The 12,888-nt window shown below is 68.8% G+C and carries 11 protein-coding genes and 1 tRNA gene; 6 read left to right on the forward strand and 6 right to left on the reverse strand.

The window, feature by feature from the left end; genetic code table 11:
* The 5 genes from EST54_RS30360 to EST54_RS30375 all read left to right on the forward strand — a co-directional run.
* The coding region (locus EST54_RS30360; protein ID WP_135796910.1) for a class E sortase at nucleotides 1-513 on the forward strand (513 nt) is incomplete at its 5' end.
* An 81-nt stretch (nucleotides 514-594) separates the two neighbouring features.
* The gene (locus tag EST54_RS34800) at nucleotides 595-771 is read left to right on the forward strand and encodes a hypothetical protein (RefSeq protein WP_006604449.1); all 177 of its coding nucleotides are present in this window, start codon (nucleotides 595-597) and stop codon (nucleotides 769-771) included.
* Nucleotides 768-1,424 carry an aminodeoxychorismate/anthranilate synthase component II gene (locus EST54_RS30365; RefSeq protein WP_129250914.1) on the forward strand — a complete coding sequence of 219 codons (657 nt, stop codon included), beginning with the start codon at nucleotides 768-770 and terminating at the stop codon, nucleotides 1,422-1,424. Before EST54_RS34800 ends, EST54_RS30365 begins: the two co-directional genes overlap by 4 nt.
* Nucleotides 1,421-2,857 (forward strand): class E sortase, encoded by a 1,437-nt coding sequence (locus EST54_RS30370; protein ID WP_129250915.1) that lies wholly within the window; start codon nucleotides 1,421-1,423, stop codon nucleotides 2,855-2,857. Before EST54_RS30365 ends, EST54_RS30370 begins: the two co-directional genes overlap by 4 nt.
* Nucleotides 2,858-2,882: 25 nt before the next feature.
* Complete coding sequence (locus EST54_RS30375) at nucleotides 2,883-3,623, forward strand: class E sortase (RefSeq protein ID WP_129250916.1); 741 nt, start codon at nucleotides 2,883-2,885, stop codon at nucleotides 3,621-3,623.
* Between the two features lie 179 nt (nucleotides 3,624-3,802).
* On the opposite strand, the gene pknB is transcribed toward EST54_RS30375, so the two are convergent.
* The 6 genes from pknB to EST54_RS30405 form a co-directional block, all read right to left on the reverse strand.
* Complete coding sequence (gene pknB, locus EST54_RS30380; RefSeq protein ID WP_129250917.1) at nucleotides 3,803-5,800, reverse strand: Stk1 family PASTA domain-containing Ser/Thr kinase; 1,998 nt, start codon at nucleotides 5,798-5,800, stop codon at nucleotides 3,803-3,805.
* Between the two features lie 146 nt (nucleotides 5,801-5,946).
* Complete coding sequence (locus EST54_RS30385) at nucleotides 5,947-7,416, reverse strand: peptidoglycan D,D-transpeptidase FtsI family protein (RefSeq protein ID WP_129250918.1); 1,470 nt, start codon at nucleotides 7,414-7,416, stop codon at nucleotides 5,947-5,949.
* Nucleotides 7,413-8,798, reverse strand: a complete 1,386-nt coding sequence (locus tag EST54_RS30390; protein ID WP_129250919.1) for an FtsW/RodA/SpoVE family cell cycle protein — start codon at nucleotides 8,796-8,798, stop codon at nucleotides 7,413-7,415. Before EST54_RS30390 ends, EST54_RS30385 begins: the two co-directional genes overlap by 4 nt.
* A 23-nt stretch (nucleotides 8,799-8,821) precedes the next feature.
* Entirely contained in the window at nucleotides 8,822-10,393 is a 1,572-nt protein-coding gene (locus EST54_RS30395; protein WP_129250920.1) for a PP2C family protein-serine/threonine phosphatase, read from the reverse strand.
* Nucleotides 10,394-10,525: 132 nt separating this feature from the next.
* Nucleotides 10,526-11,053 carry an FHA domain-containing protein FhaB/FipA gene (locus EST54_RS30400; RefSeq protein ID WP_129250921.1) on the reverse strand — a complete coding sequence of 176 codons (528 nt, stop codon included), beginning with the start codon at nucleotides 11,051-11,053 and terminating at the stop codon, nucleotides 10,526-10,528.
* Nucleotides 11,054-11,063: 10 nt separating this feature from the next.
* On the reverse strand, nucleotides 11,064-11,897 hold the full coding sequence (locus tag EST54_RS30405; RefSeq protein ID WP_129250922.1) for an FhaA domain-containing protein: 834 nt from the start codon (nucleotides 11,895-11,897) through the stop codon (nucleotides 11,064-11,066).
* Between the two features lie 534 nt (nucleotides 11,898-12,431).
* Here EST54_RS30405 and EST54_RS30410 point away from each other — a divergent pair.
* A tRNA-Leu gene (locus EST54_RS30410) sits at nucleotides 12,432-12,515 on the forward strand.
* The last annotated feature ends 373 nt before the right edge of the window (nucleotides 12,516-12,888 follow it).

Below are 12,888 nucleotides of genomic sequence, written 5' to 3' on the forward strand. Positions count from 1 at the left end.
CCCGACGACAGCCCCACCCCGGCCGCGCCGTCCCATGGCTACGCACCAGGCGCCTCCTTCGCCGTGATGTACATCCCGCGCTTCGGTCCCGACTGGGCCAAGCCCGTCCTGGAAGGCACCGCGGCCAGCGTCCTCAAGCGTGGACTGGGCCATTACGACCGCACCGCGCACCTCGGCGCGCTCGGTAACTTCTCCGTCGCCGGGCACCGCCGCACCTACGGCGACCCGTTCAAGGACTTCCCACGGCTGCGCCCCGGCGACGCCGTGGTGCTCACCGACGGCACGACCTGGTTCACCTATCGCATCGACAACCGGCCCTACACGACGCTGCCCGGCGATATCGGCGTGATCGACCCCGTGCCGCGGAAGTCCGGTTTCCACGGCCCCGGGCGGTATCTCACGCTGACGACCTGCGAGCCGGAATGGGGCCACAGCCACCGGCTGATCGCCTGGGCACACCTGGATGCCACCCAACCCGCGGCACAGGGAAGGCCATCGGCTTTGACCGGCTGACCCACCAGCGCCCGCCCTCGCCCCTTACTCTGGTCTCGCAAACGACATCGTCATCGGCATCGGCAAGGGGACAGCGACAGCATGTACGGCTGGATCTGGCGGCATCTGCCGGGCAACACGTGGGTGAAGGCGCTGATTTCCCTGGTGCTCGCGCTGGCGGTCGTCTTCGTACTCTTCCAGTACGTCTTTCCGTGGGCGGAGCCGCTGCTCCCCTTCAATGACGTCACTGTCGACCAAGGGATGGCAGCCGTCCGATGACCGCACGGATTCTCGTCGTCGACAACTACGACAGCTTCGTCTTCAACCTCGTCCAGTACCTCTACCAACTCGGTGCCGAGTGTGAGGTGCTGCGCAACGACGAGGTCGCCCCGCGGCACGCTCAGGACGGCTTCGACGGGGTGCTGCTGTCGCCCGGACCCGGATCTCCCGAGCAGGCCGGTGTCTGCGTCGAGATGGTCCGGCACTGCGCGGAGACCGGCGTCCCGGTCTTCGGTGTCTGCCTGGGCATGCAGTCGATGGCGGTGGCCTACGGCGGTGTGGTGGACCGCGCTCCCGAGCTGCTGCACGGCAAGACCTCGCACGTCGTCCACGAGGGCGCCGGCGTCTTCTCCGGGCTGCCCACGCCGTTCACCGCCACCCGCTACCACTCCCTGGCCGTCGAGCCGGACACCGTCCCCGACGACCTGCTCGTCACCTCCTGGACGGAGGCCGAGGACGTCCCCGGCGGACGGATCATCATGGGCCTGCGGCACCGCGAACTACCGGTCGAGGGCGTGCAGTTCCACCCCGAGTCGGTCCTGACGGAGTGGGGGCACCGGATGCTGGCCAACTGGCTCGTCGAATGCGGCGATGAGGGGGCGGTGGAGCGCTCGACGGGGCTGGCCCCGGTGGTCGGCAAGGCCGGCGCGTGACCGCCTTGCGCCCCGAGCGTGAAGGCAGTTCCCACGAGCCCTACGATCCGGACCGGTCGTACGCGGCACAGGGCCCGTACGGGCCGCAGGAGCCCCATGGGCAGCCCGACGCCTTCGAGGAGGCGGTAGGGAAGCTCAACGACCCCCTGAACGATCCGCTGCCGGGTGGCGCGAGCCCGGCACCCGCGCCCCCTCCCTTCGGCCAGCCGGGCCGGGGGCGCCGGCGGGGCAAGCCCGCGCAGGAGGGCGTACAGCACGGCTCACCGTGGTTCCGCCCGCATCTGGAGCCGGACCGCTCACGGCCGGGCCGGCAGCCGTACGAGCCTCCCGCGGCCGCCCCGGGCCAGGGTTACGGCGCCGCCCCCCGCCCCGTCTCGGCCGAGTCGATAACCCGGCCCTATGCCGCGCCGGCGGCCCCGGTGTCCCCCGCCCCGGCTCCGGCCGCCGCACCCGCCCCCGCGCCCTGGCGGAACGACGACGAGACCATGGCCCTGCGGCAGGCCGAGAAGCCCGACGGCGACACCGTTTCACGTGAAACCGAGGCGAGGGTTTCACGTGAAACGGCGGCAGAGCCTACGTCCACAGGCGGCAGGGCGGCCCGACGCAAGGCCGCTCAGGAAGCCGCCAAGCGCGGCGGTCGGCGGGGGCGCCACGGCGGGACGGCCGGCACCACAGCGGCCGCTGAGACGGCCGCCGACTCCGCTGCCGCTGCGCCCACGTCCCGGGTCGAGGCCCGGCGGGCCGCCCGAGCCGCCAAGGACAGCCCCAGCCTGATTGCCAGCCGCGCGCTGGGCGAAGTGTTCATCACCCTTGGCGTGCTGATGCTGCTCTTCGTCACCTATCAGCTGTGGTGGACGAATGTCCGGGCCGAGGAGGAGGCGGGGGGCGCCGCCACCAACCTTCAGCACGAGTGGGACAGCGGCGGCGGCGAGAAGAAGAACCTCGCGGACGGCGAGCGCTTCGGGATCATGTATATCCCCAAGCTCGATGTGAAGGCTCCGATAGCCGAGGGCATCGACAAGCACAACGTGCTGGACCACGGCATGGTCGGTCACTACGACAAGAACAGCGGGATCAAGACGGCGATGCCCTGGGACAAGAAGGGCAACTTCGCGGTGGCCGCCCACCGCAACACCCACGGCGAGCCGTTCCGCTACATCAACAAGCTCACCAAGGGCGACAAGATCGTCGTTGAGACGCAGAGCTCGTACTACACGTACGAGATGGAGAGCATCCTCCCGCAGACCTCGCCGAGCAACACCAGCGTGATCGGCCCCGTACCGCCTGGCTCGGGCTTCACCGGCCCCGGCCGCTACATCACGCTGACGACCTGCACCCCGGAGTTCACCAGTACCTTTCGGATGATCGTCTGGGGCAAGATGGTCGACGAGCGGCCGCGGAGCAAGGGCAAACCGGATGCGCTCACCGGCTGAGTGAACAAAAGAGGGGTGCTACGCGGTGACTGCCACCGGAAACGACCAGGAACGCGACCGGTCCGCGCCGCCACTCACGCCGCGACGGGCGCGCAGAGCCGTCGCGTCCGTCGTCAGCGTCATCGGTGAGCTGCTGATCACGGCCGGGCTGATCCTGGGACTGTTCGTCGCGTATTCGCTGTGGTGGACCAATGTCCTCGCCGACCGTGCCGCGCACCAGCAGGGCGACCAGGTGCGCAAGCACTGGGCGAGCAGCGGGCCCAAGGGGCCGGGGGAGCTCGACACCAAGGACGGCATCGGCTTTCTGCACGTACCGGCGATGGACAACGGCGACGTGCTGGTCAAGAAGGGCACCGACGCCGAGGTCCTCAACGAGGGCGTGGCCGGCTATTACACCAAGCCGGTCAAGTCGGGGCTGCCGAAGGACAAGAAGGGCAACTTCACCCTCGCCGCGCACCGCGACGGCCACGGCGCGAAGTTCCACAACATCGACAAGGTCAAGGACGGCGACCCGATCGTCTTCGAGACCAAGGACACCTGGTACGTCTACAAGGTCTTCGCGACGCTCCCGGAGACCTCGAAGTACAACGTGGACGTCCTCGACGAGGTCCCGAAGGAAGCCGGCAAGCACAAGGCGGGCCGCTACATCACCCTCACGACCTGCACCCCGGTCTACACCTCGAACTACCGCTACATCGTCTGGGGCGAGCTGGTCCGCACCGAGAAGGTCGACGCGGACCGCACACCCCCGAAGGAGCTCCGCTAGCCGGCCGGTCCGGGGCCGGCCGGGGGCCGGCCCTGCATCCCGCCTGCCGCCCCGGCTCCCGGCGAGCCCCCGGCCCGCGGCCGGCGTGCCCCCCCCGGCCCGGCGTCTGCGGACAACGCAAAGCCCCGGCACCCTTCCCAGGTGCCGGGGCTCTGTGCTGCCTCGTCGGTACGGACCGGCTAGCCTCCGAACGGTCCGCCGAAGATGCCGCCACCGCCGTCATTGCCGCCGTTACCGCCCCCGCCCCCGCCGCCGATGGTGGTTAGCGTGACGGTGGTGTTCGCGGGGTCGGACGGCGTCTGTGCCGCCGGGTCCTGAGTGACCACGCGGGCGTTGTCGTCCGTCGCACTGCCGCCGGCGAACTGGATGTTCTTGAAGCCGGCCTGCTGGAGCGTCTTCTTGGCGTCCTTCACGGTCTGGCCGACCACGCTCGGCACCGGCGTCTGTGCGCCCGCCTTGCCGACCGTGAGGTTCACCGTGGAGCCCTTCTTGGCCTGGGTGTTGCCCTCCGGGCTCTGGGTCTGCACCTTGCCGACCTGGTTGGGGTCGCTGACTTCCTGCTCGGTCTTGGTGACCTCGAAGCCCTGGGCCTTCAGCTGCTGCTCCGCCGCGGCGGCGTCCTGCCCCGTGACGTCCGGGACCCCCACCTTCGGGCTCTCCGTGGCGATGGACAGCGTGATCTTGGTGTTCTTGGTCTTCTTGGAGTTCGCCTTCGGGTCCTGGTCCGCGACGGTACCGGGATCGCGGTCGGAGACCACGGGCTTGCTCTCGATATTGGTGAAGCCCTTGTCCTGGAGATCCGAGCGCGCCTCGGCCTCGGTGAGGCCCGTCACACTGGGCACCGAGATCTGCTCCTGACCGGAGCACAGCGTGACGGTGACCGTGTCGTTCTTCTGGATCTCTCCGCCGGCCTCCGGGCGCTGCTCGGTGACCTGGCCCTTCTTGACGTTGTTGCAGGCCTTGCGGCCCCCCTCGGCGACCTTGAAGCTGCCGTTCTGCCCGAACGCCTTGGCTTCCTTGAGGGTCTTGCCGACGAGGTTGGGCACCGGCGTCGTACCGCCCTTGTTGCCCTTGGTGAACATCGCCTGGGCGATGAAGATCGCACCGATCAGGACGAGGACGGCCGCCAGCACCAGAAGAATCGTCGAGGTGTTGCTCTTCTTCTGGCCGCCACCGCGCCGCCGGTCGCCGCGGTCGTCGTAGCCGTAGCCCCCGTCGTCCGGGTTCATCGGCGGAAGCATGGAGGTCTGGCCGGCCGGATCCTGCGGACGCAGCATCGTGGTCGGCTGGTCCTGGTTGAAGCCGGCCGCGCCCATCGCGGAGGTCGCCGCGACCGGCTGGCCCTCCAGCGCCGCCTCGATGTCGGCGCGCATCTCGTCCGCCGACTGATAGCGGTAGTCCGGGTCCTTGACCAGCGCCTTCAGGACGATGGCGTCCATCTCCGGCGTGATCTCGGGGTCGAAGTTGCTCGGCTTCTGCGGCTCTTCACGGACATGCTGATAGGCCACCGCGACCGGCGAATCACCGACGAACGGCGGCCGGACGGTCAGCAGCTCGTAGAGCAGACAGCCGGTGGAGTACAGGTCGGAGCGGGCGTCGACCTGCTCACCCTTGGCCTGCTCGGGAGAGAGGTACTGCGCCGTGCCGATGACGGCCGCGGTCTGCGTCATCGTCATCCCGGCATCGCCCATGGCCCGGGCGATGCCGAAGTCCATGACCTTGACCTGGCCGGTGCGCGTCAGCATGACGTTGGCGGGCTTGATGTCGCGGTGGACGATGCCGGCGCGGTGGGAGTACTCCAGCGCCTGGAGGACACCGGTGGTCATCTCCAGCGAACGCTCGGGCAGCAGCTTTCTTCCGGAGTGCAGCAGCTCACGCAGGGTGGAGCCGTCGACGTACTCCATCACGATGTACGGGATCGAGACGCCGTCGACGTAGTCCTCGCCGGTGTCGTAGACCGCGACGATCGACGGATGGTTCAGCGAGGCGGCCGACTGGGCCTCACGGCGGAACCGGGCCTGGAAGGACGGGTCACGGGCGAGATCCACCCGCAGCGTCTTCACAGCTACGGTGCGGCCCAGGCGGGTGTCATGCGCGAGGTACACCTCGGCCATCCCACCGCGGCCGAGCACCGAGCCCAGCTCGTACCGGCCGCCGAGGCGACGCGGCTCTTCCATAAGCTTCTCCAGCCCTCTCCGTCAGTCCCGACCGCACCGGTGTGTGGTCCGGCGGTGTGCTGTCCGGGCATACCGTACCCGGCACGCCTTACCGGATCCGGCCGGAGCCGCAACCTGATACGTGACCGGTATTGGCGTGATCCGTATCACTTCTGGCCTTCGAGTACTGCCTCCATCACGCGCTTTGCGACCGGAGCAGCGAGTTTGCCGCCGGCGATGTCGTCGCGGAGGGTGTCGGATCCCTCAATGACGACAGCGACCGCGACGGGGGTGCCCTTGTCGGTCTTCGCGTAGGAAATGAACCAGGCGTACGGATTGTCCTTGTTGTTCTCGCCGTGCTGCGCCGTACCGGTCTTTCCGCCGACGGTGACGCCGGGGATCTGAGCGTTGGTTCCCGTGCCGTTCTTGACGACGGTCTCCATGATGCTCTGGACCTTCTGGGCGTTCTCCGGGCTGAGCGGCCGGCTCATCTCCTGCGGCGTGTGCTGCTGGACGACATTGAGGTTCTGCGCGACCAGCTGGTCGACCATGTACGGCTTCATCAGCTTGCCGCCGTTGGCGACCGCCGAGGCGACCATGGCCATCTGCAGCGGCGTGGCGCGGTTGGAGGCCTGGCCGATGCCCGCCATCGCGTTCTGCGGCCGGTTGTCCTCGGGGAAGATGGACTCCGAGGCGCGGACCGGGGTGTTGATGCCCGGGTCGTTGAAGCCGAACTTCTCCGCCTCGGCCTTCATCTTCTTGTTGCCGAGGTCGGCGCTGATCTTGCCGAACACGGTGTTGCAGGACCAGCGCAGCGCCTCCCGCAGGGTGGCGTCCTTGCAGGGGATGTTGCCCTCGTTCTTCAGCTCGATGCCCGAGGTGTCGGGGAGCGTGTAGGGCAGCGGCGAGTTGGTCTTGGTGTCGACGCCGTTGTAGAGACCGTTCTCCAGGGCCGCCGAGGCCGTGACGACCTTGAAGGTGGAGCCGGGCGGGTAGGTCTGGCGCAGCGCCCGGTTGAGCATCGGCTCGTCGGGGTCGTTCTTCTTCTGCAGCGCGTTGTACGCCTCGGCGTCCTTGTTGCTCATCCCGGCGAACGACGAGGGGTCGTACGACGGGGTGCTGGCCAGCGCCAGGATCGCCCCGGTCTCCGGGTTGATCGCGGCGACCGCGCCCTTCTGGTTGCCGAGCCCGTCGAAGGCGGCCTTCTGGGCCTTGGCGTTGAGCGTGGTCACCACGTCGCCGCCCTTCTGCTTGCCGCCGGTGAACATGTCGACCGTGCGGCTGAAGAAGAGCCGGTCGTCGGTGCCGGTGAGGATGCCGTCGTTCAGCTTCTCCAGCTGGTTGGCGTCGAAGGCCTGCGAGGCGTAGCCGGTGACCGGCGCCCACATCTTGCCGTTCTTGTACGTGCGCTTGTACTTGAAGTCGCCGCTGTCGGTGGTCGTGGAGCCGGTGACTGCCTTGCCGTCGACGATGATGTTGCCGCGCGGCGTGCTGTAGCGCTCGATGGCGACCCGGCGGTTGTGCGGGTCGTTCTTGAGCTGGTCACCCTCGACGAACTGCACCCAGTTGACGCGGACCAGCAGAGCGAGGACGAGCAGGCCGCAGAAGATCGCGACCCGGCGCAGGGGCTTGTTCACGGGCGGACCACCTGGGTCATCTCGGCGTCGGTGGACGGGGCGGGGGCCGGCGCCGGGCGGCGCGCGGTGTCGCTGATCCGCAGCAGGATGGCGACGAGTGCCCAGTTGGCGATCACGGACGAGCCACCCTGGGCGAGGAACGGCATCGTCATACCCGTCAGCGGGATCAGGCCGGTCACGCCACCGGCGACGACGAAGACCTGCAGGGCGAAGGCGCCGGACAGGCCGATCGCCAGCAGCTTGCCGAACGGGTCACGGGCGGCCAGCGCCGTACGGATACCGCGCTCGATCAGCAGGCCGTAGAGCAGCAGGATGGCCATCAGACCGGCGAGACCGACCTCCTCGCCGACGGTGGCGAGAATGTAGTCGCTCTTTGGCGCGATGCCCTGGATGAGGCGGGAGTATCCCTGGCCCAGACCGGAGCCGAGGATGCCGCCGGACCCGAAGGAGTACATCGCCTGGGCGGTCTCGGTGACACCGCCGTTGGACAGCTCCAGCGGGTTGAGCCAGTTGTGGACACGGATCTGGACGTGCGACTCGAACGTCGCCACCGCGACCGCGCCGCCCGCGCTGAGCAGCAGACCGAACACGATCCAGCTGGTGCGCTCGGTCGCGACGTACAGCATCACGACGAACAGACCGAAGAAGAGCAGCGAGGTACCCAGGTCGGTCTCGAAGACCAGGATCATCAGGCTCAGCGCCCAGATGACGAGGATCGGGCCGAGGTCGCGGCCGCGCGGGAGGTAGAGCCCCATGAAGCGGCGGCTGGCCAGCGCCAGCGCGTCCCGCTTCACCATCAGATAGCCGGCGAAGAAGATCGCGATGATGATCTTCGCGAACTCACCGGGCTGCAGTGAGCCGAGACCCGGAATCGTGATCCAGATCTTCGCGCCGTTGACCCCGGGGAAGAACACCGGCGCCACCAGCAGCACCAGCGCGACCACCATCGAGATGTAGGTGTAGCGCTGCAGGACACGGTGGTCCTTGAGGAAGATCAGGATGCCCAGGAAGAGCGCGACACCGAACGTCGACCACATCAGTTGGTTGGGCGCCATCGCCTTGCCCAGCGAGTGCTCCTGGTCCAGCCGCCAGATGAAGATCAGGCCCAGGCCGTTGAGCAGGGTGGAGATGGGCAGCATCAGCGGGTCGGCGTACGGCGCCCACTTGCGGACGACGAGATGCGCGACGGCCGCCAGCAGGCCGAGGCCCAGGCTGTAGCCCAGCACACCGGCCGGCACCGAACCGTCCTTGGCCAGGCCGACGTTGATGTACGCGAACACCGGGATCAGCACCGCGAAGACGAGCATCGCCAGCTCGGTGTTGCGGCGGCTCGGGGCCCCGATCGTGCCGATAGTGGTGGTGTTGGTGGTACTGCTGCTCATGAGATCTACGGCCCCCTACGCCCTCACTGCTGGGTGCTGCAATTCTTTTCCAGCTTCAGCTGTTCCTCGGAGGGGGCCTGGCTGGGAGTGGCTTTGGGAGACGGGGACACGGGCGCGGCGAGCGTGCCCGCCGTGCTGGTGCCGCTGTTCCTGTCCGTTCTGTCGTTGGATCCGGGCCGGGTGCTCGGGGATGCGGACGAGGACGGCGTACCGGGCTTGGGTGACGTGCCCGTCCGGGGCTTGCTGGGGTGCCGGGCGGCCTCGCGCTCGGCGGCCTCGCGCTGTTCCTTGCTGCGGCAGGCGTTGGCCTGCCGGCTCAGCTCGGAGACCTTTTCGCCGCCCTGGGAGCGGTTGTCGACCGCGATCGTCTCCTTGACCTGGTTGCGCTGGTACAGCGGCAGGTACTTGAGTTCGATCTCGGGGTGATCCTCGTCCACGCCGTTGAGCTTTATCCACGCGAGGTCCTGGCTGATGCCCCGGTAGAGCGCGATGTGGTCGTCCTTGCTGCCGACGAAGTACTGGGTCTGCGTCCAGCGGTAGCCCGTGTAGAGCCCGCCGCCGACGACCGCCAGCGCCAGCGCGATCAACAGGGACCGCTTGATCCACCGTCCGCGCGGACGGGGCTTGACGAAGTCCTCGTCCATGAACGCGCCGAACGAGCCCTGCGGCGGCCCGCCGACCTCCGTATCGCCGCTGCCGGGCGGCCCGAAGGCGCCACCGGGCGCCGGGTGCCCACCCGGCCGGCCGAGCTCGGCGGCCCGGGCGGCGGGCGTCTGCAGCGTGCTCGGGTCGCTGAGCTGGTGCTGGTTCTCCGCGACGGCACCGACGACGACCGGGGTGTCGTTGAGCTGCCCGGCCATGGTGTCGTTGCCGTCCACGTCCAGGACGTCGGCGACGATGCAGGTGATGTTGTCGGGTCCGCCGCCGCGCAGGGCGAGCTGGATCAGCTCCTGCACCGTCTCGTGCGGCCCGTGGTAGCTGGCGAGGGTCTCTTCCAGCGTCTGGTGGCTGACGACCCCGGACAGCCCGTCCGAGCAGATCAGATACCGGTCGCCGGCCCGCACCTCGCGGATCGACAGATCGGGCTCGACATGATCGCCGCTGCCCAGCGCCCGCATCAGCAGTGACCGCTGCGGGTGGGTGGTGGCTTCCTCTTCGGTGATCCGGCCCTCGTCGACCAGCCGCTGCACCCAGGTGTGGTCCTGGGTGATCTGGGTCAGTACGCCGTCGCGCAGCAGATAGGCGCGCGAGTCGCCGACGTGCACCAGGCCGAGCCGCTGTCCGGTCCACAGTAGGGCGGTCAGGGTCGTGCCCATGCCCTCCAGCTGGGGGTCCTCCTCGACCATCACCCGCAGCTGGTCGTTGGCGCGCGTGACGGCCGTCCCCAGCGAGGTGAGCAGGTCGGAGCCGGGGACGTCGTCGTCGAGCTGGACGAGGGTGGAGATCACCTCGGAGGAGGCGACCTCACCGGCGGCCTGGCCGCCCATGCCGTCGGCGATGGCGAGCAGTCGTGGCCCGGCATAGCCGGAGTCTTCGTTGCCCTCGCGGATCATGCCCTTGTGCGATCCGGCGGCGAAGCGCAGTGACAGACTCATGCGCACCTCACCCGTCGGCTCGGGGTACAGCCGGTCTCGTCGAGCCACACTGCCCACCCTCCGGTCGGGAGCACACCGAGGTCCGTCGAGTGGACCGTCGCGGCTCGCTCGCTCCGCTCGCTCATTGTCGTACTACTTCCGCAGCTCGATGACGGTCTTGCCGATGCGGATCGGGGCTCCCAGCGGAATCGGTGTCGGGGTCGTCAGTCGGGTCCGGTCCAGGTACGTGCCGTTGGTGGAACCGAGGTCCTCGACGATCCACTGGCCGTCACGGTCCGGGTAGATCCTGGCATGCCTGCTGGACGCGTAGTCGTCGTCCAGCACGATGGTGGAGTCGTGCGCACGGCCCAGAGAGATGGTCTGGCCTTGGAGGGCGACGGTGGTACCGGTCAGCGAGCCCTCGGAGACCACCAGCTTGGTGGGGGCTCCGCGGCGCTGGCGGTTGTTGCCGCGGCCGCCTTCCTGGCGGCGCTGCTGCGGCGGCGGCGCGGCCGCCTGGCGCTGCGCACGTGCTTCCTGCCCGCCGCGCCGGGCGGCACCGCGCTGTGTGACGCGCGTGCCGAACAGATCGCTGCGGATGACCTGAACGGCCACGATGACGAACAGCCACAGTACGGCGAGGAAACCCAACCGCATGACCGTGAGGGTCAGCTCTGACATGCTCCCCGCTTCACCCTTCGGCTTGCCGGTAAACGATGGTGGTACTGCCCACGACAATCCGCGAGCCGTCGCGGAGATTAGCGCGAGTGGTGTGCTGCCCGTCCACCACGATGCCGTTCGTGGAGCCCAGATCCTGGATCATGGGGGGCGTTCCGACCCGGATCTCACAGTGACGCCGGGAGACACCCGGGTCGTCGATCCGTACGTCGGCGTCGGTGCTGCGGCCCAGCACGAGCGTGGGGCGCGAGATCTGGTGGCGGGTGCCGTTGATCTCGATCCAGCGCCGCGTCTGCGCGTGGGGCTGCGGTCCGGCACCGGGGGGTGCCGTACGGGGTGCGGGCTGTGCGCCGCCGGGAGGTGGGGACGAGGGCATGGGGGGCGCGCTGACGTGCCCGCCGCCGGGCTGGCCGCCGCGGGGCATGGCCGCGGCGCGCTGGGCGGCCGCCGGGCCCGAGGGCTCCTGGGACGAGCTGGAGGCGAGCGTGCGGCTGCGGACGCGGTACAGGCCGGTGTCGAGATCGTCGGCCTTCTCCAGATGGACCTTGATCGAGCCCATGAAGGTGTAGCGCTGCTGCTTCGCGTAGTCGCGGACCATGCTCGAGAGCTCGTCGCCGAGCTGCCCGCTGTAGGGGCTCAGCCGCTCGTAGTCAGGGGTGCTCAGCTCGACGATGAAGTCGTTGGGGACGACGGTGCGGTCGCGGTTCCAGATGGTGGCGTTGTTGTCGCACTCGCGCTGCAGGGCGCCGGCGATCTCCACGGGCTGTACCTCGGACTTGAACACCTTGGCGAAGGTGCCGTTGACGAGACCTTCGAGACGCTGCTCGAAACGCTTCAGTACTCCCACGGGGCACCTCCTTCCTCAGTCTTCGTCGGGGTCGTCCTGGTCGAGTCGTCCTGATACTGCTTACTGATCGTATCCACGCGTAGGGAAATCGGCTGGTTCCCCTTTCCCGCCTTGAGGACGAGTGTCGCCCCTCACAGGGTTGCCCGGTGCTTGTCTGCTCCTTGTCCACTGCTCGTGCACTGCGATCGTAGATGTGCCCCGAAGACAGTGTCCCGCAACCGCCCACCGATCCGGCCGGGCGGGGCCCGGAGTCGGTCGTGGCACGGAGCCTGCCCTTCCGGCCGGCCCGGAGGCAGGCCGGTGCGCACGCTCCGGTTGCGGCTACCGCGAGTGTGAACCCTCGGGGCAGTGCTCGGCCAATGCCCGAGGCACGGCGGGGTGCCGCCCGGAGGCCCCCGCGGGGCGGGGACCGGGGGAAAGGCGTGTGAAGACACCCCCGACAGCGTGCTAATGTTCTGGATGTCGGCAGGCGCTCGCACAAGACCCGGACGGAACACCCCGGATCGCGTGAGAGGATCAACCGACAGCACCCATGCGCGGGTGGCGGAATAGGCAGACGCGCTGGATTCAGGTTCCAGTGCCCGAAAGGGCGTGGGGGTTCAACTCCCCCCTCGCGCACAGATGAGACCCCCGGTCTCCGGAGAAATCCGGAGACCGGGGGTCTTTCGTTGTCTTCGTCACGTTGTTGCCTGTGTCACGCGGTTGTCCGGGGTGCGCGGTTGTCCCGGTCACGGGTGCGGGATGCCCTCGATGTGTGGCTGCCCTGCCGGCTCGCAGGCCGGGGTGACGTGAGGCCTACGTCACAGAATTGATCTTGGGCGCGATCCAGTCGCTGTGGCTTGTTGGCGCCCTCCTGGTGTGGCGGTATCCCCGGCTTGGGTGGCGGGGATGAATCGGTCTTCCAGGTACGGGAGTTGGGTGCCTGCGGGGATGGGGGCGGGGGCGCTGCCCCCGCCCCCATCCCCGCAGGCACCCAACTCCCGTACCTGGA

Source organism: Streptomyces sioyaensis (assembly GCF_004122735.1).
Lineage (GTDB): Bacteria > Actinomycetota > Actinomycetes > Streptomycetales > Streptomycetaceae > Streptomyces > Streptomyces sioyaensis.